Annotated in this window: 26 protein-coding genes, 1 tRNA gene, 4 pseudogenes and 1 riboswitch; of the genes and pseudogenes, 9 read left to right on the top strand and 22 right to left on the bottom strand. The window is 66.6% G+C overall.

The window, feature by feature from the left end; genetic code table 11:
- Positions 1-119 precede the first annotated feature (119 nt).
- The 6 genes from panB to hda are packed head-to-tail and all read right to left on the bottom strand — an operon-like array spanning position 120 to position 5,218.
- Complete coding sequence (gene panB, locus SB786_RS14825) at positions 120-935, bottom strand: 3-methyl-2-oxobutanoate hydroxymethyltransferase (protein WP_410728083.1); 816 nt, start codon at positions 933-935, stop codon at positions 120-122.
- A gap of 42 nt (positions 936-977) precedes the next feature.
- Positions 978-1,664: a deoxynucleoside kinase gene (locus tag SB786_RS14830; protein WP_410728084.1), complete on the bottom strand. Its 687-nt coding sequence runs from the start codon at positions 1,662-1,664 to the stop codon at positions 978-980.
- Entirely contained in the window at positions 1,661-2,203 is a 543-nt protein-coding gene (gene folK / locus SB786_RS14835; protein ID WP_006750662.1) for a 2-amino-4-hydroxy-6-hydroxymethyldihydropteridine diphosphokinase, read from the bottom strand. The genes SB786_RS14830 and folK overlap by 4 nt, the downstream gene beginning before the upstream one ends.
- 35 nt (positions 2,204-2,238) lie before the next feature.
- The gene (gene pcnB / locus SB786_RS14840) at positions 2,239-3,789 is read right to left on the bottom strand and encodes a polynucleotide adenylyltransferase PcnB (protein WP_410728085.1); all 1,551 of its coding nucleotides are present in this window, start codon (positions 3,787-3,789) and stop codon (positions 2,239-2,241) included.
- A 5-nt stretch (positions 3,790-3,794) separates the two neighbouring features.
- Complete coding sequence (locus SB786_RS14845; protein WP_410728086.1) at positions 3,795-4,472, bottom strand: HAD family hydrolase; 678 nt, start codon at positions 4,470-4,472, stop codon at positions 3,795-3,797.
- 11 nt (positions 4,473-4,483) lie between these two features.
- On the bottom strand, positions 4,484-5,218 hold the full coding sequence (gene hda, locus SB786_RS14850) for a DnaA regulatory inactivator Hda (RefSeq protein WP_006760485.1): 735 nt from the start codon (positions 5,216-5,218) through the stop codon (positions 4,484-4,486).
- A gap of 247 nt (positions 5,219-5,465) precedes the next feature.
- On the opposite strand from hda, the gene purM reads away from it, so the two are divergent.
- The gene (gene purM, locus SB786_RS14855) at positions 5,466-6,521 is read left to right on the top strand and encodes a phosphoribosylformylglycinamidine cyclo-ligase (RefSeq protein WP_410728087.1); all 1,056 of its coding nucleotides are present in this window, start codon (positions 5,466-5,468) and stop codon (positions 6,519-6,521) included.
- A 108-nt stretch (positions 6,522-6,629) separates the two neighbouring features.
- Positions 6,630-7,025 carry a YybH family protein gene (locus SB786_RS14860; RefSeq protein ID WP_410728088.1) on the top strand — a complete coding sequence of 132 codons (396 nt, stop codon included), beginning with the start codon at positions 6,630-6,632 and terminating at the stop codon, positions 7,023-7,025.
- A 39-nt stretch (positions 7,026-7,064) separates the two neighbouring features.
- Here the strand turns inward: SB786_RS14860 and tet are convergent, their stop codons facing one another.
- Positions 7,065-8,258: a Tet(A)/Tet(B)/Tet(C) family tetracycline efflux MFS transporter gene (gene tet, locus SB786_RS14865; RefSeq protein WP_410728089.1), complete on the bottom strand. Its 1,194-nt coding sequence runs from the start codon at positions 8,256-8,258 to the stop codon at positions 7,065-7,067.
- A gap of 62 nt (positions 8,259-8,320) precedes the next feature.
- On the opposite strand from tet, the gene tetR reads away from it, so the two are divergent.
- Complete coding sequence (gene tetR, locus SB786_RS14870; RefSeq protein ID WP_410728090.1) at positions 8,321-8,956, top strand: tetracycline resistance transcriptional repressor TetR; 636 nt, start codon at positions 8,321-8,323, stop codon at positions 8,954-8,956.
- Positions 8,957-8,969: 13 nt separating this feature from the next.
- Here the strand turns inward: tetR and miaA are convergent, their stop codons facing one another.
- Together miaA and mutL are read right to left on the bottom strand one after the other, a co-directional pair.
- Positions 8,970-9,944, bottom strand: coding sequence for a tRNA (adenosine(37)-N6)-dimethylallyltransferase MiaA (gene miaA / locus SB786_RS14875; protein WP_410728091.1), 975 nt, complete (start codon positions 9,942-9,944; stop codon positions 8,970-8,972).
- Positions 9,941-11,926: a DNA mismatch repair endonuclease MutL gene (gene mutL / locus SB786_RS14880; RefSeq protein ID WP_410728092.1), complete on the bottom strand. Its 1,986-nt coding sequence runs from the start codon at positions 11,924-11,926 to the stop codon at positions 9,941-9,943. Before mutL ends, miaA begins: the two co-directional genes overlap by 4 nt.
- 173 nt (positions 11,927-12,099) lie before the next feature.
- On the opposite strand from mutL, the gene SB786_RS14885 reads away from it, so the two are divergent.
- Positions 12,100-12,783 (top strand): DedA family protein, encoded by a 684-nt coding sequence (locus SB786_RS14885; protein ID WP_410728093.1) that lies wholly within the window; start codon positions 12,100-12,102, stop codon positions 12,781-12,783.
- A 68-nt stretch (positions 12,784-12,851) separates the two neighbouring features.
- Here SB786_RS14885 and SB786_RS14890 read toward each other — a convergent pair.
- Positions 12,852-13,662 (bottom strand): annotated as a pseudogene (locus SB786_RS14890) (mechanosensitive ion channel family protein).
- A gap of 129 nt (positions 13,663-13,791) precedes the next feature.
- On the opposite strand from SB786_RS14890, the pseudogene SB786_RS14895 reads away from it, so the two are divergent.
- Positions 13,792-14,216 (top strand): annotated as a pseudogene (locus tag SB786_RS14895) (aminotransferase class I/II-fold pyridoxal phosphate-dependent enzyme); the annotation flags it as partial.
- Positions 14,213-14,868: pseudogene (locus SB786_RS14900) on the top strand (N-acetyltransferase). The pseudogenes SB786_RS14895 and SB786_RS14900, both read left to right, overlap by 4 nt.
- A 28-nt stretch (positions 14,869-14,896) precedes the next feature.
- On the opposite strand, the gene cysC reads toward SB786_RS14900, so the two are convergent.
- The 3 genes from cysC to SB786_RS14915 all read right to left on the bottom strand — a co-directional run bounded on the left by cysC (position 14,897) and on the right by SB786_RS14915 (position 17,550).
- Positions 14,897-15,520 carry an adenylyl-sulfate kinase gene (gene cysC, locus SB786_RS14905; RefSeq protein WP_410728103.1) on the bottom strand — a complete coding sequence of 208 codons (624 nt, stop codon included), beginning with the start codon at positions 15,518-15,520 and terminating at the stop codon, positions 14,897-14,899.
- A 719-nt stretch (positions 15,521-16,239) separates the two neighbouring features.
- Entirely contained in the window at positions 16,240-17,073 is an 834-nt protein-coding gene (locus SB786_RS14910; RefSeq protein ID WP_410728094.1) for a class II glutamine amidotransferase, read from the bottom strand.
- 147 nt (positions 17,074-17,220) lie between these two features.
- The gene (locus tag SB786_RS14915; RefSeq protein ID WP_006484989.1) at positions 17,221-17,550 is read right to left on the bottom strand and encodes a carboxymuconolactone decarboxylase family protein; all 330 of its coding nucleotides are present in this window, start codon (positions 17,548-17,550) and stop codon (positions 17,221-17,223) included.
- A gap of 130 nt (positions 17,551-17,680) precedes the next feature.
- Here SB786_RS14915 and SB786_RS14920 point away from each other — a divergent pair, with 130 nt between their 5' ends.
- Complete coding sequence (locus tag SB786_RS14920; RefSeq protein WP_410728095.1) at positions 17,681-18,631, top strand: cupin domain-containing protein; 951 nt, start codon at positions 17,681-17,683, stop codon at positions 18,629-18,631.
- A 111-nt stretch (positions 18,632-18,742) separates the two neighbouring features.
- The gene (gene yiaA / locus SB786_RS14925) at positions 18,743-19,186 is read left to right on the top strand and encodes an inner membrane protein YiaA (RefSeq protein ID WP_410728096.1); all 444 of its coding nucleotides are present in this window, start codon (positions 18,743-18,745) and stop codon (positions 19,184-19,186) included.
- Positions 19,187-19,266: 80 nt separating this feature from the next.
- On the opposite strand, the gene SB786_RS14930 is transcribed toward yiaA, so the two are convergent.
- The 9 genes from SB786_RS14930 to SB786_RS14970 form a co-directional block, all read right to left on the bottom strand.
- A tRNA-Lys gene (locus SB786_RS14930) sits at positions 19,267-19,343 on the bottom strand.
- A 109-nt stretch (positions 19,344-19,452) separates the two neighbouring features.
- Entirely contained in the window at positions 19,453-20,202 is a 750-nt protein-coding gene (ybgF, locus tag SB786_RS14935; RefSeq protein ID WP_410728097.1) for a tol-pal system protein YbgF, read from the bottom strand.
- A 19-nt stretch (positions 20,203-20,221) separates the two neighbouring features.
- Positions 20,222-20,731, bottom strand: a complete 510-nt coding sequence (gene pal, locus SB786_RS14940) for a peptidoglycan-associated lipoprotein Pal (RefSeq protein WP_006761554.1) — start codon at positions 20,729-20,731, stop codon at positions 20,222-20,224.
- Positions 20,732-20,746: 15 nt separating this feature from the next.
- Positions 20,747-22,042, bottom strand: coding sequence for a Tol-Pal system beta propeller repeat protein TolB (gene tolB, locus SB786_RS14945; RefSeq protein WP_410728098.1), 1,296 nt, complete (start codon positions 22,040-22,042; stop codon positions 20,747-20,749).
- A gap of 108 nt (positions 22,043-22,150) precedes the next feature.
- Positions 22,151-23,218 carry a cell envelope integrity protein TolA gene (tolA, locus tag SB786_RS14950; RefSeq protein WP_410728099.1) on the bottom strand — a complete coding sequence of 356 codons (1,068 nt, stop codon included), beginning with the start codon at positions 23,216-23,218 and terminating at the stop codon, positions 22,151-22,153.
- Positions 23,215-23,664 (bottom strand): protein TolR, encoded by a 450-nt coding sequence (tolR, locus tag SB786_RS14955; protein ID WP_006753267.1) that lies wholly within the window; start codon positions 23,662-23,664, stop codon positions 23,215-23,217. The genes tolA and tolR overlap by 4 nt, the downstream gene beginning before the upstream one ends.
- Positions 23,665-23,674: 10 nt before the next feature.
- Positions 23,675-24,352 (bottom strand): protein TolQ, encoded by a 678-nt coding sequence (gene tolQ, locus SB786_RS14960; protein WP_006753266.1) that lies wholly within the window; start codon positions 24,350-24,352, stop codon positions 23,675-23,677.
- Positions 24,353-24,496: 144 nt separating this feature from the next.
- Positions 24,497-24,982, bottom strand: a complete 486-nt coding sequence (gene ybgC, locus SB786_RS14965; protein WP_034177390.1) for a tol-pal system-associated acyl-CoA thioesterase — start codon at positions 24,980-24,982, stop codon at positions 24,497-24,499.
- Between the two features lie 109 nt (positions 24,983-25,091).
- A complete protein-coding gene (locus tag SB786_RS14970) occupies positions 25,092-25,838 on the bottom strand; it encodes an SDR family NAD(P)-dependent oxidoreductase (protein ID WP_410728100.1) in 747 nt (248 codons plus the stop codon).
- A 180-nt stretch (positions 25,839-26,018) separates the two neighbouring features.
- Positions 26,019-26,119, top strand: a riboswitch (ZMP/ZTP riboswitch).
- 137 nt (positions 26,120-26,256) lie between these two features.
- Here SB786_RS14970 and glyA point away from each other — a divergent pair.
- Positions 26,257-26,540, top strand: a pseudogene (gene glyA / locus SB786_RS14975) (serine hydroxymethyltransferase); the annotation flags it as partial.

Consider the following 26,540-nt stretch of genomic DNA (forward strand, 5'->3'; position numbering starts at 1 on the left):
CGACCGGCGCCGCACATCTTCGGCAACCGGGCGTCCAGACAAAAAGCGCGGCACCCCGCAAAGGGTGCCGCGCTTTTTTGTATCGAGGCCGCACCGGCGAACGAGCCGCCGGCCGCGTGTCAGAACGAGTGTTCGGGGCCGGGGAACGAACCGTCCTTCACCGCGCGCGCATAGGCTTCGACGGCCGCCTGGATGGTCGGCTGACCCTGCATGAAGTCCTTCACGAAGCGCGGACGCTTGCCGGGGAAAATGCCGAGCATGTCGTGCAGCACGAGCACCTGGCCCGAGCAATCGGTGCCTGCGCCGATGCCGATCGTCGGAATCTTGAGCATGTGCGTGACTTCGGATGCGACGAGCGTCGGCACGGCTTCGAGCACGACGAGTTGCGCACCGGCATCCTCGACCGCGCGCGCGTCGCGCAGCAGTTGCGCGGCGCCGGCCTCGGTCTTGCCCTGTACCTTGAAGCCGCCGAACGCGTGCACCGACTGCGGCGTGAGGCCAACGTGCGCACACACGGGTACCGCACGCTCGACGAGGAAGCGGATCGTGTCGGCGAGCCACTCGCCGCCTTCGAGCTTGACCATCTGCGCGCCGGCGCGCATCAGCTTAACGGCGCTCGCGAATGCCTCGGCCGGCGTGCCGTAGGTGCCGAACGGCAGGTCGGCCACGATCAGTGCGCGCGGCTGCACGCGCGCGACACAGGCGGTGTGGTACGCGATGTCGTCGAGCGACACGGGCAGCGTGGTCGTGTGGCCCTGCAGTACGTTGCCGAGCGAATCGCCGATCAGCAGCACGTCGACGCCCGAGCGGTCTAGCAGCGCGGCGAAGCTCGCGTCGTAGCAGGTGAGCATCGCGATCTTCTCGCCGGCATCGCGCATTGCCTGCAGCTTCGGCACCGTGACGGCAGGCCGGCTCGATTCCTGGAGATAGGTCATGGGAAATCCGGTTCGATGGTGAAAACGACAGGCGAGGACGCGTCAGCGCGTCGTCTCGCCCTTGACGAAGAATTCCTTGCGGCCGCGCATCGTCTCGATGCGCTCGATCAGCAGCGCGAGGTCTTCGGGGGAATCCTGCGGGTTCAGGTGTTCGGCTGCGACCGTCAGTACCGGCGTGCGGTCGTAGTGATAGAAGAATTCGTTGTACGCGTCGACGAGCGAGCGCAGGTACGCGTCGCTGATCTGCAGTTCCATCGGCAGCCCGCGCTTCTGGATGCGCGAGAACAGCACCTCGGGGCTCGCCTGCAGGTAGACGACGAGATCGGGCGCGGGCGCCTGCGGCACATCGAGATGCGTCGCGATCGACCGATACAACTGCCATTCGTCTTCCGGCAGATTCAGCCGCGCGAAGATGTCGTTCTTCTGCGGCATGTAGTCGGCGACGACGGGCCGGCCCGTGTCGAGCGCGCCGATCAGTTCGCGCGCCTGCTGCGCGCGCTGCAGCGCGAACGACAGCTGCGCGGGCAGCGCGTAGCGCGCGGTGTCGCGGTAGAAGCGTTCGAGGAACGGGTTGTCCTGCGGGCGTTCGAGCAGCGCCTGCATCGACCAGCGTTCGCCGAGCAAACGCGCGAGCGTCGTCTTGCCGACGCCGATCGGGCCTTCGATCACGAGATAGCGATGGGGGGCGCGCAGGTCGGGTGCGGTGACGGTCAGCGGAGTGGGGTTCATGGGCAGCGGTTTTTGTCGGCGTCTGCGCCGGCGGCCAGGGCCTTCTGCATCAGGCATTGACAGGTCTGCACCTTCTCGACGCGCTGGTCGGCGACGGCGGCGAGGAACGCATCGGCGCGGCCGCGCGCCGGGATGTCGAGCGCCGGCTCGATTTCGACGAGCGGCACGAGTGCGAATGCGCGATCGGTGAGGCGCGGATGCGGGACGATCAGGTCGGGTTCGTCGATCGAGTCGGTGCCGAACAGCAGGATGTCGAGGTCGAGCGTGCGCGGCGCGTTGCGATACGGGCGCTCGCGCCCGAAGTGATGTTCGATCTTCTGGCAGAGCGCGAGCAGCTCCCGGGCCGACAGTGTCGTGTCGAGCTTGACGACGCAGTTGTAGTAATCGTCGCCGCCCGCCTCGAAAGGCGCCGTGCGATACAGGCTCGACTTGCCGAGGATCGAGATGGTGCGCTGCTGCGCAAGGCACACCACCGCGTCCTTCAGGGTCTGGCGTGCATCCCCGAGATTCGCCCCCAGTCCGATATATGCAACCGTCATGGCATCACTTCCTACGTCGTTCGCCGGCGAGCGCGTCAGTCGTCGGAACCGCTCGCGGTACCGCCCGCGGTGTCCGGCGCCTGCTCGGCCGCGCCTTCGTCCGGCTTGCGGTTTCGCACGCCGCCGCGGCGGCGCCGCTTGCGGGGCGATTTTTCCTTCGAGCCGCCTTGCGTGAGAAGTGCCTCACGAGCGGCTGCGTCGCCTTCGATGAAATCCGTCCACCACTGGCCGACAGCTGCTTCCAGCTCGCCGGATTCGCAGCGTAACAGGAGGAAATCATACCCCGCTCTAAACCTTTGGTGTTCCAGCAGCCGCATCGCGCTGCGGCCCGAGCGTTTTTCCAGGCGCAGCTGCAGGCCCCAGATCTCGCGCATGTCGGCCGAGTAGCGCTTGTGGATCGCGAGCTTCTCGGTCTGCATGTCGATCACATCGTCCATCGCGCGATGCAGCGCCGGCACCGGGATTTCGCCTTCGGCCGTGTATTGTTCGAAGCGCTGGCGCATGTCGTGCCACAGCAGCGTCGCGAACAGGAAGCCCGGCGACACCGGCTTGCCGGCACGCACACGCGCGTCGGTGTTGTTCAGCGCGAGCGTGATGAACTTCTCGCCCTGCGGCTGTTCGAGCACGACGTCGAGGATCGGCAGCAGCCCGTGGTGCAGGCCTTCCTTGCGTAACCGCTGCAGGCACGCGAGCGCCTGGCCCGACAGCAGCAGCTTCAGCATTTCGTCGAACAGGCGAGCGGCCGGCACGTTGTTGATCAGGTCGGCCAACGCGTTGATCGGCTCGCGCGTGTGCGTCTCGATCTCGAAGCCGAGCTTCGCCGCGAAGCGCACGACGCGCAGCATCCGCACCGGATCCTCGCGATAGCGCGTGGCCGGATCGCCGATCATCCGCAGCAGGCGGGCGCGGATGTCGGCCATCCCGTCGTGGTAGTCGAGCACCGTCTGTGTCGACGGGTCGTAGTACATTGCGTTGATCGTGAAGTCGCGGCGCGCGGCGTCTTCGTGCTGTTCGCCCCAGACGTTGTCGCGCAGCACGCGGCCGCTTGCATCCACCGCATGCGTGCGGCGATCGAGTTCGTCGCGCTTCAGGCGCTTCGGCGGCTCGGCCGCGGCGGCTTCGGGCGGCGCGTCGACCATTGCGCGGAACGTCGACACCTCGATCAGTTCCTGGCCGAACTGCACGTGGACGATCTGGAAGCGGCGGCCGATCAGGCGCGCACGGCGGAACAGGCGCTGGACCTCGGTCGGCGTCGCGTCGGTCGCGACGTCGAAGTCCTTCGGCGCGATGCCGAGCAGCAGGTCGCGCACCGCGCCGCCGACGATGAACGCGCGAAAACCCGCCTGCTGCAGCGTGTCGGTCACGCGCACCGCGTTCCTCGAGATCAATGACGGATCGATCTGGTGCACGCTGGCCGGCACGACGGTCGGTTCGTGATTGCCGCGCGATTTTTTGGCAGTGCCGCTGCCGCGGCTACCCTTTGCGGGGCGCGGAGCGGGGGCCGTTTCGACGGCGGGCGCCTCGACGGGCGACGTTTGTTCGGCGTCGTCCTGGCCGAGCAGCTTGCGAATGAATTTTTTGATCACGACGTTCAGAAGAGATCCAGGATGCGCCAGCCGCGGTTGCTTGCATGCGCACGCAGCGTGTCGTCGGGGTTGGTCGCGATCGGGTCGGTGACTTTCTCGAGCAACGGAATGTCGTTGTGCGAGTCGCTGTAGAAGTAGCTGTGTTCGAAGTCGTCCCAGTGCTTGCCGAGCGACGCGAGCCATGCTTCGGTGCGCACGATCTTGCCTTCGCGATAGCTCGGCGTGCCGGTCGGCCGGCCCGTGTACGGCGAGTCGGGGTGCCCGTCGGTCGTTTCGACCTCGCACGCGATCAGCGTGTCGACGCCGAACGCGGTCGCGATCGGGCGCGTGATGAATTCGTTGGTCGCCGTCACGACGCAGCACAGATCGCCGGCATCGAGGTGCTTGCGCACGAGTTCGAGCGCGGCGGGCGTCATCGCGGGGCGGATCACCTCGTGCATGTACTGCGCGTGCCATTCGGCGAGCTGCGCGCGCGAGTACTTCGCGAGCGGCGTGAGCATCGCGCACAGATACGCATGGATGTCGAGCTTGCCGGCCTTGTAGTCGGCGAAGAACTGATCGTTCCGACGCGAGAAGCTTTCCGCGTCGACGATGCCGAGCTTCACCATGAAGCGACCCCATTCGTGGTCGCTATCGGTCGGGATCAGCGTGTGATCGAGGTCAAAGAGTGCCAGATTAGTCATGGATGCGCATTTTACTCGAAGCGGTTGGGGCCTGTGCCGGGCGGTGCGATGTCGTCGCCGGGACGCGCCAGCATCCGGCGCAGCAAGGGCAGCGTGACGGCGCGTTTCTGCTCGAGCGAGAAGCGGTCGAGCGCGTCGAGCAGCGCCATCAGGCTCGGCATGTCGCGGCGGAAATGGGTCAGCAGGTAGGCGGCGATGTCGTCGGTGAGCGCGATCCCGCGCTCCTTGGCCGCGAGCTTCAGCACGGCGATCTTGCCGGCGTCGGACGGCGGCGACAGGTGGAACACGAGCCCCCAGCCGAGGCGCGTGCGCAGATCCTCGCGCACGTCGAGCGCGAGCGGCGCCGCGGGGCCCGCCGCGACGAACGCGCTCGACGGGTGCGCGCGGACCTCGTTGAACAGGTTGAACAGCGCGACCTGCTGCGTGTCGCTCATCCGGTCGCAGTCGTCGATCGCGTAGATGCCGATGCGCGGGTCGAACGTGAACGCGCCGAGCGGGCTCTGCGGCGTCAGGTAGCGCGCGTAGCCGTACGACGCGTCGCTCACGAGCGCCTGCAGCAAGTGGGTGCGGCCGCTGCCGGGCTCGCCCCAGATGTAGAACGACCGGTCCGGCACGGGCCCCGCCGCGAGCGCGAGGTCGAGCTTCTGGAGCCGCGAGATGAGCTCGTCGTTCTCTTCATTCATGATGAAGTTGTCGAACGTGGCGGGCGGCGGCGTGCCGAGATCGAGCGTCAGTTGACGGGACACAACAGTCACAATGCGGGTCGGTTGATGAAACGCGCGCCGTACGCCGGGCACGCGCGCGGGGCTGCTCCGGCGCCTGCACACGCGGCCGCACGCACGGCGGCGCGCGGGTTTCGGCGCGGCTCGCGGAGCGATGAAAACGGGGACGTGTCGACCAAGATGCAATCCCTGACGATTCGGTGCTGGGAATTCCGGCCAACGGGCCGGCTTCGGGTAAAATCGCATTTTACCGACCTTCTCGCATTCCCCCATGAATCCTCCGAAATCCGCTCCCGACGCTCAGGGTCTGTCCTACCGCGACGCAGGCGTCGACATCGACGCGGGCGACGCGCTCATCGACAAGATCAAGCCTTTTGCGAAGAAAACCCTGCGCGACGGCGTGCTCGGCGGCATCGGCGGGTTCGGCGCGCTGTTCGAAGTGCCGAAGAAGTACAAGGAGCCGGTGCTCGTGTCGGGCACCGACGGCGTGGGCACCAAGCTCAAGCTGGCCTTTCATCTGAACAAACACGACACCGTCGGCCAGGATCTCGTCGCGATGAGCGTGAACGACATCCTCGTGCAGGGCGCCGAGCCGCTGTTCTTCCTCGACTACTTCGCGTGCGGCAAGCTCGACGTCGACACGGCCGCCACGGTCGTCAAGGGCATTGCGCACGGCTGCGAACTGTCGGGCTGCGCGCTGATCGGCGGTGAGACGGCCGAAATGCCGGGCATGTACCCGGACGGCGAATACGACCTGGCCGGTTTCGCGGTCGGCGCGGTCGAGAAGAGCAAGATCATCGACGGCAGCACGATCGCCGAAGGCGACGTGGTGCTCGGCCTCGCATCGAGCGGCATCCATTCGAACGGCTTCTCGCTCGTGCGCAAGATCATCGAGCGCGCGAACCCCGACCTGTCGGCCGATTTCCACGGCCGCTCGCTGGCCGACACGCTGATGGCGCCGACGCGCATCTACGTGAAGCCGCTGCTCGCGCTGATGCAGAAGCTGCCGGTGAAGGGCATGGCCCACATCACCGGTGGCGGCCTCGTCGAGAACATTCCGCGCGTGCTGCGCGAAGGCCTCACCGCCGAGCTCGACCAGAACGCATGGCCGCTGCCGCCGCTGTTCAAGTGGCTGCAGGAGCACGGCGGCGTCGCCGACGCGGAAATGCACCGCGTGTTCAACTGCGGGATCGGCATGGCGGTGATCGTGTCGACGGCGGACGCCGACGCGGCGATCGCCGACCTGACGGCCGCCGGCGAACAGGTGTGGAAGATCGGCACCGTGCGTGCGAGTCGCGAAGGCGAGGCGCAGACGGTCGTGGTCTGACGCACCGCACGCAGGATGCAGCAAGGAAAGCCGCCCGGAGTCGATCCGGGCGGCTTTTTTTCTTGGTGCGGGCACGCATCTCGACGCGCCCCCGAAGGAGGAACGACGATGACCGAAGACGAACGCGCGATTCGCGAGCTGGTGGAAACCTGGTTCGTATCGAGCCGGCGCGGCGATCTGGCGACCGTGCTCGACCTGATCGCCGACGACGCGATTTTCATGGTGGCCGGCAAGCCGCCGTTCGACAAGGCGGCGTTCGCGGCAGCCTCGCGCGACGCGCATGCGGCGGCCGGCAACGGCCCGAAGGTCGATGGCCGCTACCGGATCGACGAACTGCGCGTGATGGGCGACTGGGCGTACCTGCGCAATTTCATCGAGATCGACGTGACGCCGCCGGGCGGCGACACCGTGCGCCGCTCCGGCCATACGCTGACGATCTTCCGCAAGTCGGACGGCCGCTGGCAGCTCACGCGCGACGCGAATCTCGTGACGCCCGCGCAGTGAGCGAGGTGGCGTGAGCGCTGCCGGGCGGCCGGCAGCCGTTCACGCGGATGGCCGCGGTGCGCTCGTCGGGCGCGCGCCCGCCAGCAACGGCGGCACCAGCAGATAGAGCAGCGCGGCCGCGGCCCATACGAGCCCCGGCCACGTGCCGCGGGTGGCCGCGTAGGTCGTCGTGACGACGAGCGGCCCGGCGACGCCGATCAGGCTCGCCACGCTCGCGAGCGTGCCCTGCAGTTCGCCCTGCCGCGCATCGTCGACCTGCCGCGCGAGCATCGCCTGCAACGCCGGCAGCGTCATGCCGCCCGCCGCGAACAGCGGCAGCAGCGCGAACGGCACCCATGCGGCCGTCGCGAACGCGATCACCACCAGCCCGAGCGCGTCGCCCGCGAGGCCCAAAGCGAGCGCGCGGCGCTCGCCGAGCCGTGCGATCAGCGGCCCGATTGCGAAGGCCTGCGCGAGCGCGTGGCACGCACCATAGCCGGCGAGCGACAGCCCGGCGACGGGCGTGGACCAGCCGAAATGCTCCTGGCCGTACAGAATCCACAGCGTCGCGGGCGCCTGCGACACCAGCGCGACGATCACGTAGATGCCGATCAGCGGCACGAGCGCGGGCGCGCCGCTCAGCCGGCGCAGGCCGGCGAAAGGGTTGAGCGTGGCGAGCCCGCGACTTTCCCGGGCCGCGCGCGGACGCGATTCCGGCAGCGCGCGCCACACGAGCGCGAGGTTCAGCGCATTGAGCAGCGCGGCCGCGATGAACGGCGCGCGCAGGTGCAGTGCGCCGAACAGCCCGCCGATCAGCGGGCCCGCGATGAAGCCGACGCCCATCATCGCGCCGAGCTGGCCGAAGCGCCGTGCGCGGTCGGGTTCGGCCGTGACGTCGGTCACGTACGCGGTCGCAACCGCGACGTTCGCGCCGGTGATGCCGGCGATCAGCCGCCCGACGTAAAGCCAGGCCAGCGTCGGCGCGAGTGCCATCAGCACGTAGTCGAGCGCGGCGCCCGCAAGCGACGCGAGCAGCACGGGCCGGCGGCCGAAGCGGTCGCTCAGCGTGCCGAGCAGCGGGGCGCACAGGAACTGGGCGAACGCGTACAGCGCGAGCAGGATCCCGTAGTGGGTGTCGGTGCTGGCGGCGCCGGCGAGCGTGCGGAGCAGCCCGGGCAGGATCGGCATCACGATCCCGACGCCGATCGCGTCGAGCAATACCGTGGCGAGGATGGCAATCAGGGACGGATTCAAGGCGACTACTCTATCGGTGATAGAGTGGGGATTATTCCACAGTTTCCCTATCGGTGATAGAGATGAAGGACACGGGTGCGCGGCTCACGCGCGACACGGTGATGCGCGCGGCGCTGGATCTGCTGAACGAGGTCGGTATCGACGGGCTGTCGACGCGGCGGCTCGCGGAACGGCTCGGCGTGCAGTCGCCGACGCTGTACTGGCACTTCCGCAACAAGGCCGAACTGCTCGACGCGATGGCCGAGGCGATCATGCTCGAGCGCCACGGCGCGTCGCTGCCGCGGCCGGGCGACGCATGGGATGCGTGGCTTCTCGAGAATGCGTGCAGTTTCCGTCAGGCGCTGCTGGCCTATCGCGACGGCGCGCGCCTGCATGCCGGTACGCGGCCGCGCACGCTACATTTCGGTTCGATCGAACGGAAGGTGGCGCTGCTGGCCGACGCGGGCTTTGCGCCGGACGAAGCGGTCGACGTGATGTACGCGCTCGGCCGCTTCGTGGTCGGCTGGGTGCTGGAAGAGCAGGCGGAAGCGGAACGCGAAACCGGGACGACGCTGCCTGACACGGCCGAGTATCCGCTCCTCGCGCAGGGCTGGGCTGCGCTGCGCGAGCGTGGCGGCGACGAAGCGTTCGAGCGCGGCGCTGCGTTGATCGTCGATGGTGCGCGCGCGCGTCTGGCGGCTCGCCCGCGCGGCGGTTGACCCCGCGCCCGGGTCAGGCCGGCAGGCGGCCGTCCAGCACGCGTTCCAGCGTGTCGAGCGCGTGCGCGGTCGCATCCGGCGCGACACAGTCGACGACGATCCGCTCGGGCATCGCGCGCAGCCACGTGATCTGCCGTTTGCACAGCTGGCGCGTCGCGAAGATGCCCTTGTCGCGCATGGTCCGGTAGTCGGTGTCGCCGTCGAGGAATTCCCAGGCCTGCCGGTAGCCGACGCAGCGCATCGACGGCAGGCCGAGATGCAGATCCTCGCGGCGGCGCAGGCGTTCGACCTCGTCGATGAAGCCCGCGTCGAGCATCGCGTCGAAGCGTTGCGCAATGCGCGCGTGCAGCACCGCGCGGTCCGACGGCTCGAGCGCGACCGGCACGAAGCGGTACGCGGCGGCCTCGTCGTCCGCGCGCCGCGGCGCGGCGAGCAGCACCGACATCGGCTGACCGCTCAGCAGGAACACTTCGAGCGCGCGCTGGATCCGCTGCGAATCGTTCGGCGCGAGCCGCGCGGCCGTCGCCGGGTCGACCTGCGCGAGCCGCGCATGCAGCGCGGGCCAGCCGTCGCGCGCGGCGTCGGCGTCGAGCTCCGCGCGCACGGCCGGATCGGCGGTCGGCAGGTCGTTGAGGCCTTGCGTCAGCGCCTTGTAGTACAGCATCGTGCCGCCCGCGAGCAGCGGCGTGCGGCCGCGCGCGGCGATCTCGCCGATCAGGCGCAGCGCATCCGCACGGAATTCGGCCGCCGAATACGCATCGGCCGGGTCGATGATGTCGATCAGATGGTGGGGCACGCACGCGCGTTCGTCGCGTGTCGGCTTCGCGGTGCCGATATCCATGTCGCGGTAGACGAGCGCCGAATCGACGCTGACGATCTCGATCGGCCGGCGCGCGGCCAGCGCCAGCGCGGCGGCCGTCTTGCCCGACGCGGTGGGGCCGAGCAGGCAGGCGATCGTCGTCGGACGGGACTGCGGTGAAGCGCTCATTGGCCGCGCATGAAGAGACGGTCGAGATCGTTCAGCGTGAGCTGATACCACGTCGGCCGGCCGTGATTGCACTGGTCCGCGCGTTCGGTCGCTTCCATCTGGCGCAGCAGCGCGTTCATCTCGTCGAGCGTCAGGCGCCGGTTCGCGCGCACCGCGTGGTGGCATGCGAGCGTGCCGAGCAGCTCGTGCTGGCGCTCGGTGAGCACCCGCGAGCCGCCGAACGCGTGCAGGTCGGCGAGCACCGCGCGCGCGAGCGACTGCAGGTCCGCATCCTTCAGCAGCGCGGGCACCGCGCGGATCGCGAGCGTCGTCGGCGACAGCACCGCGAGGTCGAAGCCGAGCGATTCGAGCGTGTCGCGCTCTTCCTCGACCGTGCCGATCTCGACCGGCGTCGCCGTCATCGATATCGGCAGCAGCAGCGACTGCACGGCGATCGTGCGGTCGGCGAGCGCGTTCTTGAACTGTTCGTACAGGATCCGTTCGTGCGCCGCATGCATGTCGACGATCACGAGGCCGTGCGCATTCTGCGCGAGCACGTAGATGCCGTGGATCTGGCCGAGCGCGAAGCCGAGCGGCTGCTCGTCGTGCGCGGCGGCCGCGAGCGGCGACGCGACGAAGCCCGACAGCGTGTTCGGCGCGCTCGCCGAATCGTGCGCGATGACGGTCGTGCCGTCCGGCGTGCCGGCGCCCGTGTCCTTGCGGCCGAACAGCGCGTCGTAGAGCGCGAGCGGCTGCGCGACCGGCAGCGTGCCCTGCGTCATGCGCGCCTGGCGCATCCACGTGTTGCCGGCAGACGACGATGATGACGACAGCGACGAGAAGCCGCTGCCGCCCGTGCCGGTGGCTGCGCCCTGGCCGAGCGGCGTATTCAGGAACGACGCGGGGCCGCCCGGCGCCGGTGACAGTTGCGCGGCGTGGCCGCCCGCGGTGGTTTCCGGCGACGCGCCCGCATGGCGCGCGAGTGCGCGCTGGACCGCGTGGAACACGTACTGGTGGATCGAGCGTGAATCGCGGAACCGCACTTCGATCTTCGACGGGTGCACGTTCACGTCGACTGCTTCGGGCGGCAGGTCGAGGAACAGCACGTACGACGGGTAGCGGTCGCCGTGGAGGACATCCTCGTACGCCGCGCGCACCGCGTGCGTGAGCAGCTTGTCGCGCACGAAGCGGCCGTTGACGAAGAAGTATTGCTGGTCGGCGCGGCCGCGGCTCGCGGTCGGCAGGCCCGCGCAGCCGTAGACGGCGAGCGGCCCGGCCTGCTCGTCGAGCGGCAGGTGCGCGGTGGCGAAGCCGTCGCCGAGGATCTTCGCGACGCGCTGCGCGGGTTCGGTCGCGTTCCAGTGCTCGACGGCCTTGCCGTTGTGCAGCACCGAGATCGCGACGTCCGGCCGGGCCAGCGCCGCGCGGCGGATCATTTCGAGGCAGTGGCCGAACTCGGTCTGCTCGCTTTTCAGGAACTTGCGGCGCGCGGGCGTGTTGAAGTACAGCTCGCGCACCTCGATCGTCGTGCCGACCGCACCGGCGGCCGGCGACAGCGCGCCCGTGGTCGCGTCGATCTTTGTCGCATGGGCGACGTCCGCCGTGCGGCTCGTGATCGACATCTCGGCGACCGACGCGATCGACGCGAGCGCTTCGCCGCGAAAACCCAGCGTCGCGACCGCCTCCAGCTCCTCGAGCGAGCGGATCTTGCTCGTCGCGTGGCGCATCAGCGCGAGCGGCAGTTCGCCGGGCGGAATCCCGCAGCCGTCGTCGGTGATCGAGATACGCTTGACGCCGCCTTCCTCGAGCACGATGCGCAGCGTCGTCGCGCCGGCGTCCATCGCGTTCTCGAGCAGCTCCTTGACGACCGACGCCGGGCGTTCGACGACCTCGCCGGCTGCGATCTGGCTGATCAGCTGGTCGGGCAGGGGCTGGATCGCGCGCAGCGGGCGCGGGGCGGGGGCGGGCACGGCGCCCGCGGCCGTTTCGGTGATTTCGGACATGGCCGAATTATAGCGAGGCGGCGGATGCATGCCGGGGCCGCGGGTGGTTACGTTTTTTCACGGAGCCTTAAGGTAGTTTCGGTATGATGGCTCCGTTCCGTGCGCCGCCTTGTCTGGCGGGCGCTTCCGCTTTTTCCGGCCGCTGCGGCCTTTTCGCCTTCGAGGAATCGCATTTGGATACGCTGCTTCATTTCGTCAACCTGGTCCTGCATATCGACGCGTTCCTCGGCGACTTCATCCGGCAGTACGGCGCATGGGTGTATCTGGTGTTGTTCCTGATCGTGTTCTGCGAGACGGGGCTCGTCGTGCTGCCATTCCTGCCCGGCGATTCGCTGCTGTTCATCGGCGGTGCGTTCGGGGCGACGGGCGACATGAACGTCGTCGTGCTGATCGTGCTGCTGCTGGTCGCGGCGATTGCCGGCAATACCCTGAACTACGTGATCGGCCGTTGGGTCGGGCCGAAGGTATTCAATACCCATATCCCGGTGCTCGAGCGCTTCCTCGACCGTGCCGCGCTGCAGAAGACCCACGCGTTCTACGACAAGCACGGCGGCAAGACGATCGTGCTCGCGCGCTTCATCCCGGTCGTGCGCACGTTCGCGCCGTTCGTCGCCGGGGCGTCGTCGATGAGCTTCGCACGCTTCCAGTTGTTCAACGTGGTCGGCGCGCTGGTCTGGGTGCTGCTGCTGGTGCTGCTCGGTTACTTCTTCGGCAATATCCCGTTCATCCGCCAGTATCTGAACGTGATCGTGCTGGTGGGGATCGGCGCGGCGATCGTGCCGATCGCGCTTGGCGCGTTGTGGAAGCTGGTGCGCGGGCGGGACTCGGGCGACGCGCCGAAGACGGGCGGGCGCTGAGCCGGCGCATTTCTCTTCGGCGGAGTGAAAAGCGTGGCGGCTGCCACGCTTTTTTTCGTCCGTGCGGTTCAGGTATTGCGATGCGAGAGCGGCGTTTCGGGCGTGGGGTATTGCGCGTCGCGGAATGTCTCGAGGATCACGCGGTGGTATCGCAGTACACCTGCCAGTAGTTCTCCGGCTGCGTCGACGCGCGTACGAACAGCAGCGGGCCTTCTGGCGTGAACGGCAGCACGCCGAGGTCCGGCGCCGGCACCTTCAGCACGTTAGGGATCACCTGGATCTGCGTCTTCAGGCGGTTGATCGCGTCGAGCGCATCGACGCCGTTCGCGATCTTCGCGGTCAGGTCGACGCGGCGATGCGGCGTCGCGCTGTAGTTCCGATGTTGTCCGAGAAGATCTTGTTGTTGTCGACGATCGTCACGATGTTGTCGGCGGTGATGATCGCCGTGCCGAACAGGCCGAGTTCCTTCACCGTGCCCGTGACGCCGCCCGCGCTGATCACGTCGCCGATCTTGAGCGGACGCAGCACCTGCATGAACACGCCGGCGGCGAAATGGGCGAGCGGGCCGCCCCAGGCGGTGCCGATCGCGAGGCCGAGGCCGGCGAGCAGTGCGGCGAACGACGTGGTCTGCACGCCGAAGATCTGCAGGATCGCAAGGATCAGCAGGATCGTCAGCAGCACGCCGACCACCGAGGTCAGGTAATCGGAGAGCGTCGGGTCGACCTTGCCGCTGCGTCGCACGACCTTGCCGAGCAGGCGGGTGCCGATGCAAATCGCCCAGCGGCCGATGAACCACAGGACGATCGCGGCGAGGAGGTTAAGGCCGAGGTCGAGGCCGTGGGTCATCAGGAATTGTTGGGCCGTTTCCCGGTTCGGCATGGGGGCTCCGTGGTGAGAGGGGACGGGATACTCCTCTCGGGAAAGGTCGCACTGTTTATAGCCGAGCCGGTCTGCTCTGGCAACTTCGCCGAACATCGGGTGGGCTTGCCGTCTCCATTCGCTGGTCCAGGCTGTGAGCCGCTCGTGGACATGCTGCGCCTCCTGGCGCCGGGCTTTCTCTACAGCGTCGGACTCGCGCCGACGCTCGCCGAAGCGTCGCTGGCCGCGCTCGAGCGCCTGAGGCCCAACCGGAGCGGGTTGCGCAACTGCAGGCGCGCGGCCGGTAATTCCTGACCGAGGCGCGCGCCGCCGGGTTGAACACGGGCACGAGCGCCGGGTATGCGGTCGTGCCGGTGATCACCGGTAGTTCGCTGAAGGCTGCGCAGTGGGCGAACGCGATGTACGACGAAGGGATCAACGTGCAACTGATCTTCTATCCGGCCGTCGAGAGGAAGGCCGCGCGCCTGCGTTTCTTCATCTGTTCGACGCACGAGCCGGAGCAGATCAGCCGGACGGTCGCCGCACTGGCCCGCTTGGCGGGGCGCGCGGCATGATGCCGGCCGGGGCGCTCGCGTCGTCGTTCGGCGTGCCGCGAGCCGGTGCGTCGATGTCGTTTCGCGCGGCATGCGCGCCGCTCGTGTTCGCATCGGGCGTCGGCGAATTCGGTTTCTTCCTTGGGGAAAGCGACGCACGCTGCATCGCATTCCTGCAACAGGCGTTCCGGTCGCGTCATGGCAGATTTTCGTGGCGCCGGCATCACGTCGCGGTCGGTGCCGACGGCACCGTGCTTGCCGTGATGGCGATCCATGACGGACGCCGGACGAGGTTCGATGATGTTCCCGTCGCGTGGGCGTGGCGCGCTTTTTCGGCGTGCGCCGCACGATCGGTCAGTTGCTGCGCGGACTAGTGCTCGAGACGGAGATCCGGCGCCGAAGCGTTCGCAGATGCTCGTCGCGCATTGCGCGACCGACAGCGCCAGTGCAGTACCGGTGTGTTTACCGCATTGTTTCGCGATGCGCTCGATACCGGCGCGCTGCCGGACGACGGCAGTCGCGACATCGTGTTCAACGTGCTGACCCGCAACGAGCGCGCCCGCAGCCTTTACGAACGACTTGGTTTTACCGCGGTGCCGAGGCATCGCGCTCGATCGCCCCGGTTGCCGGGCGGGCTCTTTCGATCAGGATGCGATTCGAGCACCGTAGTTGACCGCACTTCCGCGGGGCCGATCGCCTCATTACGGCTCGCTGGAATGCTGGCCTGACGATTGTTGAACGAGGGGAGACTGCAGCGGGCCGACGTCGGTATCCAGGGGCAATTTCTGCATGATCGTAGCGATGCATTCCGCTGGGCTCGTTTCCGCTGTCCGAACGTGCACTTCAGGGGACAACGGGTTCTCATAGGCGGAGCCGATGCCGGTGAATTGCGGGATGGCTCCCTGCCTCGCCAGCATATACAGCCCCTTGGGATCGCGCGCCTCAGCTACCTCCAACGCAACGTCGACGAAGACTTCGATAAACGTGCCGGGCGCAAAGCGCGCGCGAGCTTTAGTGCGCGCGTCCAGGAAAGGCGAAATCAGGGCAGCGATCACGATGAAGCCGGCATCCATCATCAAACGGGCAACTTCGGCCGTCCGCCGGACGTTTTCGCGACGATCGGCATCGCTAAACCCGAGATCCTGATTCAGCCCTTCACGGAGCGTATCGCCATCCAGCAAATACGTGCGGAGCCCGCGGGCATCGAGTTGCTGCTTCAGTAGATTCGCGAGCGTGGATTTGCCGGCACCGGAGACGCCAGTCAGCCATACCACAAAAGCTTGATTCTGTTTCATACCGGAACGCGCGGATTGACTGCCCGACAGTTTGATGGGAGGAGGGTGCTTAAGAGCGTGAGTCACCTCGGTGCCGATTGTGCCGGGAATCGAGGAGTGACTTTATTTTGAGTCGATGTCCGGCTCGTTTGATTGGGCGATTATAACGTCTTTTTCGGGATTTGTAACTTGCTTCCTTTATTTTGGAATAAACGCAACGCGCATACGTCGTCGTCGGATAGCGCTGTTGGAATTGAGCCGGCTGCTGGTAATAATTTGAAATAAAACGCGAGCTGGATTGAAATGAAGCCGAGTAAAGCCTCGACCGCTCTCGGTTGCCCTCGCAGCCTTGTCGTCATTCGCGCTATGGGCAATCAGCCGGTTTATCAGTCCGTATCCGATTTATTAGAGGAATGACGACGACCTTCACGTGGGCGCCCGGCCGCGCCATATCAATTATGAAATTTGGCCACGCGATCGGTGCGAGATGGAAAGACGATTAAGTTTGTATATCGGCACATCGGAAGAACTGGGGGGAAAGTTGCTGCAGTCGTTGTTCCGCATTTCCTTCGTTTTACTTCGGAGCGTCTTGGAAATGCGAAGTCGTTCGGTAATATTGACGCGAGGTCGATCGTAAAGACAATCGCGCTCACTTGGTGAAAAGTCGCGGGTCCGCAATCGGCCCCGATCAACGCGACTCGGCGGTTCTTTTTCAGTTCGACGTTCGCCGCGCATCTTAACGTGCTGGAGCTGCCGAAACCGGTGGTACATCAATTGTGCCGCGGATTGAACGGCCGCTGCTGCACATCGGCGCCCTGCGCGACGATCGCCGTGCTTTCGGGCACTTCCTCCCAGGCTCCGCGCAGGTCGACGAGCGGCTCCGACACGACCATGAACGCATCGTCGCCCGCTTCTGCGATGCGCGGATTGTGCGGATAGAGTTCGTGCAGGTGCTTGAACGACGTTGTGTGGAACAGCGAGCGCGATTGCCGTTCGCTCGAGTAGCGCACCGCGATGATCCGGTCGCCGTCCGTCGCGCAGATCGTCATGTTGAGCGGCTCGTCGACGCGATACCGTGCGGCGGTTTCCTCGACCACCCCGACCATCCGCTCGAGCGCAGGCAGCGGCGTCTGTTCGAGGCCGTAGGTCAGCGCGAGTCGAAACATCAGCTCGGAGTCGGTCGTGCCTTCGAGCGTCGGGAACAGCGCGGGGTCGATTTTCATCGTCAGGTCGCGGCGCAGCTTGTGGAAATCGCGGATCAGCCCGTTGTGCACGAACAGCCAGCGGCCGTGGCGAAACGGATGGCAGTTGGTTTCCTGGACGGGGGTATCGGTCGCGGCGCGGATGTGCGCAACGAACATCCGCGAGCGGATCGCACGCGCGGCTTCGCGCAGGTTGCGATCGTTCCAGGCGGGATGCACGGAGCGGTAGCGAAACGGCAGTTCGTCGGGGTGGCCGTACCAGCCGATGCCGAAGCCGTCGCCGTTGGTGGTCGTGGCGCCGAGCTCCGAATGCAGGCTCTGGTCGATCAGCGAATGCTTCGCGCGAAACAGTACGGTCTCGAGATGGATCGGATTGCCCGTATAAGCGAGCCAGCGGCACATGGAGCGCTCCTTCGCGATGCGTCTTCGCGCATGGTAGCCGACTTCGCGGCGCCGTTATGCGCGAGCGCGGCGCATCCGCCGGTGGCAGGCAGCGCCGGTCGATCGGCCATGAAGGATGCGGCGGGCGCCGCATCCTTCATGCGCGCGTCAGTCGCCGAGCGCGTCCATCACGCGGGCCGAGTAGACGAGCGCCGCACCCGCGTTCAGCGCGATCGCGACGCCAAGCGCTTCGGCCACTTCCTCCTTGGTCGCGCCATGCTTCGCGGCTTCGGCCGTGTGCACCGCGATACAGCCGTCGCAGCGCGTCGTGACGGCCACCGCGAGCGCGATCAGTTCGCGCGTCTTCGCGTCGAGATGGCCCGTCTTGGCGCCCGCGCCGGACAGCGCCTTGTAGCCGGCCAGCGTGTCGGGCGACAGCTTGGCGATGTCGCCGATGCGCGTCGAGAGTTCCTTCCGGTATTCGTTCCAGTTCAGCATGATGCGTCCTTTCGAGAAGTCGTGGGTCGGTCGGCGGATGCCGTGATCTCGGGCGATGCAGGGCTTATTCTGATCGTTCGCACTGAGAGTTTCGATACGCTAGAGTGTCAATTTTTAGCGCAGACGTCTCATGGACGCGTTGAGTCAACTGTTGTCGCTGGGCCGCAGCCATGTCGAGCTCGACGTGCGCTGCCTGCTCGACGGCCCGTTCGCGATGCCGCACGACCCGCTGCCGCCCGGCGAGGCGGCGTTTCACCTGCTGCTGTCCGGAACGTGCCGGTTGCGCACGGCGGACGGGCGCGACCTGCGGCTCGTCGACGGCGACTTCGTGCTGCTGCCCGCGGGCGACGCGCACGATTTGTCGGATGGAGGCGGGGGCCGCGCCAGGTCGGTCGCGTTGCTGCGCGAACCGCGCGCGGCAGGCGGCGCGGTGCTGCCGGTCAAGTCGAACCGCGATCCCGCGGATGAGGGCGAGGCGGGCGTCGACCTGCTTTGCGGGCGCTTCGTCTATGCACGCGGTGCCGGTGAATTGCTGATGCGCACGCTGCCGCGCGTGCTGCACGTCGGGCTGCGAGAGGCGTCGTCGGGGCTTGCGTCGCTGCAACTGCTGACGAGCGTGCTGCGCGCGGAGGCATCGAATGCGCAGCCGGGTGCGCGTGCGATCGTGAACGCGCTCGGACAGGCGCTGCTCGCCTATGCGTTGCGCGCGTACGGTCGCGATGCGCACGTGCCGGCCGGCTGGCTCGCGCTGGCGGCCGATGCGCGGCTCGGCCCGTCGGTCCAGGCCGTGCTGCAGGCGCCGGCGACACCGTGGACGGTCGAATCGCTCGGCGCGGCGTCGGCGATGTCGCGCGCGACCTATGCGCGGCATTTCCGCGAGAAGGCCGGGATGAGCGTCGGCGCGTTCGTCGCGCAGATCCGGATGATGCATGCGTGCGCGCTGCTGCAGGACACGCAGCGCGGGCAGGCGGAGATCGGGCAGGCGGTCGGCTATCAGTCGGAGGCGGCGTTCGGCAAGGCGTTTCGCGCGGTGCTCGGCACGACGCCGGGGCGCTGGCGGCGCGCGCAGCGTCGCACGTGAGACCGCAAGCGCGATCGTCGTGCGGCGCCGCAAAGCTGCTACCATGCGCGAAACGCATTCCAACGAAAGCGATTCCGAACAAGAAACAACAAGAATGAGAGGGCAAAAGCAATGAACCAGACCACCATCCAGCAGCCGTCGTTCGCATTCGTCGCGGCGTCGTGGGCCGCGTTGATCGCCGGTTTCGCGGCATTTCTGATCGGCCTGTGGAACGCCGGCATGCAGCTCAACGAGAAGGGCTACTACTTCACCGTGCTCGCGTTCGGTCTCTATGCGGCGATCTCGCTGCAGAAGAGCGTGCGCGACCGAGCGGAAGGCATTCCGGTCACCGGCATCTACTACGGGCTGAGCTGGGTTGCGCTGTTGCTCGCGATCGCACTGCTGGTCGTCGGCCTCTTCAACGCGACGCTGCAATTGAGCGAGAAGGGCTTCTACGCGATGTCGTTCGTGCTCGCGTTGTTCGGTGCGGTGGCCGTGCAGAAGAATACGCGCGACATGCAGAATGCGAAGCCGCGTTTCACCGACGCCGATTCCGCGCCGTCGGTTCACGAGTGACGGCACACGCAGCGGGTGGGAGAAAGCAGACGCAAAAAAGCCTCCGCTAGGGAGGCTTTCATTGCACTATCGAAGATAGTTGGTAGGGTGGGAGGGACTCGAACCCTCGACTCTCTGATTAAAAGTCAGATACTCTAACCAACTGAGTTACCACCCCACGTTCTTGAAACTTGTCAGCCCGTTGCGCTAACAACTCGCCCAACGACCTAAAGAGCAAAAAATTATAGCGGCGAATTTCAGGTCAGTCAACAACCTGGCACGCTGATTTATTTGATGCTCTCGATCTTGCCCTGCGCGGTTTGCGCAGCGTTCGATCCGGCGTACTGCGACACGACCTGCTCGAACGTTTTCTTCGCGGCCGCCTTCTGGCCTTGCTCGAGCTGGTTCGTGCCGATTGCAACGAGCGCGTCGGCCGCGCGCGGATGCTGCGGATACTTGCTCACGATCGCTTGCCACGTCGCGGTCGAGCCGCGATAGTCGCGCAGCGCGTATTGCGCATTGCCGAGCCAGTACTGCGCGGTCGGCTGGTACGGGCTCTGCGGATACTTCGCGATGAAGCTGCGGAACGATGCCGCGGCAGCCTTGAAGTTGCCGTTGCGGAATTGCTGCTGCGCCGCGCTGAGCGCATCCGTTTCACCCGGCTGCACGGTGCCTTCGACACCATCGATCGTCGCCTGTTGCGGCTCGAACTTCTTGAGTCGCGTGTCGAGATCTTGGTAGTACTCCTTCTGCTGCCGTTCGAGCGTCGTCAGCCGGTTCGTCAAATCCTCGTTCTCGCCGCGCAACGTCGCGACCTGCTGGTTCAGCTGGTCGATACGGCCGGATTGATCGAGGATCGTACGCTGGGCGGCCGACAACTGGCTCGACAGGTTGTCGCTCTTGCTGCGCAGATCGAGCACGGCGCGGCGCGCCTCGTTGTCGTCGAACATGCCGGCGTGCGCCGGCGCGGCCGACCACGCCGCGCCGACGACGCAGAGTGCTGCGGCAACGCGCAGCCAGGATACACAGTGCGTCATACGGCAACCCTTCCGTTACTTACTGCTGGTAGACGAGGTCGGCGCGACGGTTCTGCGCCCACGATGCTTCGTCGTGGCCCGATGCTTGCGGCTTTTCCTTGCCGAGGCTCACGGCTTCCATCTGCGAGTCGTTCACGCCGAGGAGTGCCATCGCGCGGCGGACAGCTTCCGCACGCTTCTGGCCCAGCGCGAGGTTGTACTCGCTCGTGCCGCGTTCGTCGGTATTGCCCTGGATCAGCACGTGACGCTGCGGGTGGCTCTTCAGGTACTGAGCGTGCTGCTGCATCAGCGGCTGGTACTCGTCCTTCACCGAATAGCTGTCGAAGTCGAAGTAGATGCTGCGCTTCGCGAGCGGGCTGTTCGGATCGTTCAGCGGATCGACGTTCACTTGCGCGACGTTGTCGGCGCTCGGCTGCGTGCTCACCGCACCAGCGTTGGCCTTGTCGTCGAGCTTCACGCCCGACTTACACGCTGCGAGCGCACTGATCATCAACACGGCCAGGGCCAGACGAGCTTTATTCGACATCATGGTTACTCCTTGTGGTCATTGCATGAAGGGCCCCCACGACGGCTCGCGAACGGAGCCGCCCTGGACGGACAGGATTTGCGGCGGCGCGCTGCCGTCGGAGGGCACAGCTGCCAGCACGTTGCGACCACCCGACTGGGTAGCGTAGAGAAGGTACTGGCCGTTTGCCGCGAAGCTCGGCGATTCGTCGCGATTGGTATTCGTGATCGCGTTCGCCGCGCCGGTTTGCAGATCCTGAACGTACAGCTTGAAGCCCCCACCCGTGCGGGAGATGTAAGCAAGCAGCTTGCCGTCCGGGCTGATGCGCGGGCTCGTATTGTAGCTGCCGGTGAAGGTCACGCGTTGTGCCGCGCCGGCGCTTTCACCCTGCGCGGGCATCCGGTAGATCTGCGGCGCACCGCCGCGATCGCTCGTGAAGTAGATCCAGCGGCCGTCCGGCGAGTAGTACGGCTCGGTGTCGATCGAGCTGCTCTGCGTGAGACGACGCAGGCCGCCGCCGTTCGCATTGACCGTATAGATTTGCGTATTGCCCGTCAGCGACAGCGCGACGGCGAGCGTGTTGCTGTCCGGCGACCACGCCGGCGCGCTGTTGTTGCCCTTCTGGTCGGAGACCATGTAGCGGCGGCCGGTCGGCAGGTCGTGGATGTAGACGATCGGCTTCTTGCGCTCGAACGACACGTACGCGACCTTCGTGCCGCTCGGCGACCACGCCGGCGAGATGATCGGCTCGGTGCTCGACAGCGCGATGCGGGCGTTCTGGCCGTCCGAATCCGAGATCTGCAACTGGTAGCGGTTGCCCGTCTTGATCACGTACGACAGGCGCGTGGCGAACACGCCGCGCACGCCGAGCAGTTTCTGGTAGATGTAGTCGGCGATCTTGTGGCCGGCCGTGCGCAGCGTCGTGTCGGTGGCCGTCAGCGACAGGCCGCCGAGGCTTTGCTGCTTCACGGTGTCGTACAGGATGAAGTTCACCTTGTACTGGCCGTTCGCCTCGCGGTTCACGCTGCCGGCGACGAACGCGTTCGCGCCCTTGGCCTTCCATGCGCCGAGATCCACCGAAGCGGTCTCGGGCACGGGCGTGCTGCCCGCATCGATATTGGTGAATTTGCCGCTGCGCGCGAGGTCCGCGCGGACGATCGACGTGACCTGCTGCGGCAGGCCCGCCTCGTTCGCGAAGTTCGCGGTGGCGATGGGGAACTGGGTCGAACCGACGCCGGTGATCAGCACGTTGACCTGCGCGTTAGCGGCGCCGCCGGCCGCAATCAGACACGAGGCCACGAGTGCCTTGAAACCTAGTTTCGTCATCAATCTCATGCTTCTGCTTCCCATGTGACTTGGATCGCTGCGCAACCGCAGAGACAGTAAAAATACCCGATTCGTTCCCGTCCGGCAGCGACGCACGGAGTGTAAGCGCATTTGCGCTCACTCCGCCGCCTTGAAGGTAATCGTAATGCTGGACGGCGTATGACCGTCAGTATCGGGCGGTAACGGAACGGACGCCTCGATCGCATTGACGACCGCCTGATCCCACCCCGAATTGCCGCTCGACCGCGAGACCGAGACGTTCAGCAGGTCGCCCGAAGGCGTACAGCGGATCCTGACGATCGTCGTGAGCCCCGCACGCTCGCCGCCCCATACGATGTTCGGCTTCACGCGGCGGCGCACCTTGTCGGCATAGCCGGGCGATGCGGCATTGCCGCCGGAACCCGTGCCGGTGCCGCTTTTCGCAAGCCCTTGGCCGCCGCCTTCGCCGGCACCCGCCAGGCCCTGCATCTGCGCGAGTCGCGCATTCCGTTCCCGGTCGAGCTTCGCCTTCGCCGCCGCATCGGCCTTCGCGCGCGCAGCCGCTTCGGCCTTCGCCTTCGCCTGGGCTTCCGCCTTCGCCTTCGCGGCCGCGTCGGCCTTGGCCTTCGCCGCCTCCTGCGCTTCCAGCTGCGCCTGCTTCTGTTGCTGCAGTTTCTGCTGCTGGAGCTTCTGCTGTTCGAGCTTCTGCTGCTCCACGAGCTGTTGTTGCTTGAGCTTGTCCGACTGCTTCTGCTTTTCGCGTTCGGCGGCCTTCTGCGCGGCGAGCGCGGCGGCCTGCTGGGCTGCGAGCTGCTCGCGCCGGGCTTCGTCCTGCTGGGCCTTCAACTGCTGCGCGCGGCGCTGCTGCTCGAGCAGCGCTTCGCGCGCGGCCGCTTCCTGCTGTCGTTTTTTCTGCTGCAGCGCGATGTCCGCCTGCTCGTCCCGGACCGGGGGAGGGGGCGGCGCGAGCTTCGCGGGCGGCATGGGCGTGACGACGGGCCGCGGCGCGGGGACGTCGGGCACCGCGGTCCACAGCTCGGCCTCGGCGCCGGCCGGCGTGCTGTTCTGCCACTGCACGCCGTGATAGAGGAACAGCGCGAGCAGCACGTGAATCAGCGCGGCGAGCGCGAACGCGCGCCAGGTGCCTCGCTCGCGAGGCGGCCGATACGGGTACGCGTTGCTGCGCGTGGATTGCTGCCGGTTCATTGCGATTTGACGAGGAGGCCGACGCGCTTGACGCCGCGCGCCTTCAGATCCGACATCACGGTCATGACCGCATCGTACTGCACGGTCTTGTCGGCCGCGATCACGACCGGCTGGTCGGGATGATCGGCCTGCCGGGCCGACATGAAGCTGTCGAGCTCGGCCTTGGTCATCGTGTCTTCCTGCGTCGCGCCCGAATCGCCCTTGTACTTGACGCTCATCGTGCGGTCGGCCTTGATGTTGACGACGACGGGCGGCGTCTGTTCCTGTGGCGCCGCATTGCCGACGGTCGGCAGATTGATGATCGACGGGGCGACGAGCGGTGCCGTGACCATGAAGATCACGAGCAGCACCAGCATCACGTCGATGTACGGCACGACGTTGATGTCGGCCATCGCGCGGCGCGAGCGGCCGCCGCGCATGCTGGATCGAATGGGACTTCCTGCCATGGCGTGCTCCTTACTGGGCCTGACGCTGCAGGATGTTCGAGAACTCTTCGATGAAGGTCTCGAAGCGGATCGCGAGGCGGTCGATGTCGTGCGCGTAGCGGTTGTACGCGACCACCGCCGGAATCGCGGCGAACAGGCCGATCGCGGTGGCGACCAGCGCCTCGGCGATGCCCGGCGCGACGTTCGCGAGCGTGGCCTGCTGCACGTTCGCGAGGCCGCGGAACGAGTTCATGATCCCCCAGACGGTGCCGAACAGACCGATGTACGGGCTGACCGAGCCGACCGACGCGAGGAACGCGAGGTTCGCTTCGAGCACGTCCATTTCGCGCTGGAACGACGCGCGCATCGCGCGGCGCGCGCCGTCGAGCACGAGGCCCGGGTCGGTGAGGCGCTTTTCCTTCGCCTTCAAAAATTCACGCATGCCCGATTCGAAGATCCGCTCGAGCGCGCCGATCGTGTGGCGGTTGTTGGCCGCGCTCTGATACAGCGCCTGCAGGTCGCCGCCCGACCAGAAATCCCGTTCGAAGCGTTCGGTCTGCGCGCGTGCGCGGCGGATCGCGAACCACTTGCGGAAAATGAAGGTCCACGACATCAGCGACAGCAGCAACAGCAGCCCCATCACGGCCTGGGCCAGCACGCTCGCGTTGAGGACGAGGGAAATGATCGACAGGTCTTGAGAAGTGTTCATAGAGGTTTGAGTAACGTCCCATCGGGGGTGCCCGGCGAGGGCGCACGGTATGCGTGCGGCGCGCCGCGCCGGTCGGGCCTGGCGCCGAACCTTGCTTAGTATCGATTCAGGAAGGCAAGTTCATAGGCTTTGTCTAAACGGGGCTCATGCGAGCTTCGTTGACAGTACAGTTTGCCCGGCGTCGGTGACGGGCCCGCGTTGCAGCGCGTCGAGCACGACCTGCGGGATCGCCGCGGGCCGGATGCCGGTGCGCTCAACGCAGCCGAGGCGAATGTGTCCTGTGACGAGCAGCGTGTCGCCACGCCAGGCTTCCTGGGTGAATTCCACCGATGCGCGGCCGATGCGTCCGGGCCGGCTCGTGACCGTCAGCGCGTCGTCGAGTCGCGCCGGCGCGCGGTAGTCGAGCGACGTACTGCGGACAATGAAGATCGCGCCCGTGTCGTCTGCGAGCCGACGCTGGTCGATGCCGCACGCGCGCAGCCATTCGGTGCGGGCGCGTTCGAAGAATTTCAGGTAGTTGGCATAGAAGACGATGCCGCCTGCGTCGGTATCCTCGTAGTACACGCGTACCGGCCAGGTGAAGCCGGAGGGCGCGTCCGGGGAGCGGGTAGGCTGAGTCATGGCGCGCATTCTACCGGAAGGCCAAGGCCGGATTCGTAACCGATTCGTAACGGAATGTAGTACGTCGCAGCACGCCGCGGGCCGGCCGGAGGCGGGCCCGCGGCTGCGTTCGGACAGGTCAGCCGCGATGGATCGTGAGGCCGGCCGGGGCCTGGGCGACCGGCATCATCTCGATCGTGTTGATGTTGACGTGCGCAGGGCGCGTCGCGATCCAGTAGATCGTGTCGGCGATGTCCTCGGCCGTGAGCGGCTGGACGTTCTGGTAGACGTTGGCCGCCTTCGCATCGTCCCCACGGAAGCGGATGTTCGAGAATTCCGTGCCGCCGCACAGGCCCGGCTCGATGTCCGTCACGCGCAACGGCGTGCCGATCAGATCGGCGCGCAGATTCAGGCTGAATTGTCTGACGAAAGCCTTCGTCGCACCGTATACGTTCCCGCCCGGATACGGATATGTGCCGGCCACCGAGCCGAGATTGAAGATGTGCCCGCGGCCGCGGGCGATCATTCCGGGCAGCAACGCGTGGGTGACGGTCACGAGGCCCGAGCAGTTCGTGTCGATCATGGTCTGCCACTCGTCGAGGCTCGCCTTGTGCGCCGGCTCGACGCCAAGCGCGAGGCCGGCGTTGTTGACGAGCACGTCGAGCGCGGCGAATTCGGCGGGAAGCCCGGCCGGCACGGCTTCGACGGCTGCGCGGTCGCGCACGTCGAGCTCGAACGGCAGCAGCGCGTCGCCGAGTTCGGCCGCGAGCGCATCGAGACGATCCTTGCGGCGCGCGGTTGCGACGACGCGGTGGCCGCCCTTGACGAAGGCACGGGCGATGGCGGCGCCGAAGCCGGCGGACGCCCCTGTGACGAACACGATCATTGCTGCTCCTGGTCGGTAACAAAGTAGCGGATAGTATCGCGCAAGCGTACTGAGATTGCCGCATCGCGGCAAGGCGCGAACGCGCGGCGGCACGGGTGCTCGGAGTCCGGCCCTTATTATTTCGGGGCCGCTGCCGTGCGGTTGCCTATTCATGACGCATCCAATACACTAACGCGCTCATCACCCCTGCGTGACTGGCGATAGAACCCTTCGGGTTCAAGGTGGAGCATCCCACCGTGAAGCGCGGGGCGCCGTTTTTGCCGTTCGCCTGGGCAGCCGTTGTGCGCCGTTGCGTGCATCGCCGGTGGCTGTCCTGCCTCGCGTCATACGGATTCTTCCGCCACGTCGAGCTGGTTCCACCAGCAGCGCAATGTACTCGGCCGCACCGGTCAACCTGTACACACTTAACGGAAACCGTATGTTTGACAGAGCCCAAAGCACCATTGCGAACGTCGATCCCGAACTCTTTGCAGCGATCGAGCAGGAAAACCGCCGCCAGGAAGATCACATCGAGTTGATCGCGTCGGAAAACTACACGAGCCCGGCCGTGATGGCTGCCCAGGGTTCGCAGCTCACGAACAAATACGCGGAAGGTTATCCGGGCAAGCGCTACTACGGCGGCTGCGAATACGTCGACGTGGTCGAGCAGCTGGCGATCGATCGTGTGAAGCAGCTGTTCGGCGCGGAAGCCGCGAACGTGCA

The organism is Burkholderia sp. SIMBA_062, from assembly GCF_046534765.1.
GTDB lineage: Bacteria > Pseudomonadota > Gammaproteobacteria > Burkholderiales > Burkholderiaceae > Burkholderia > Burkholderia ambifaria.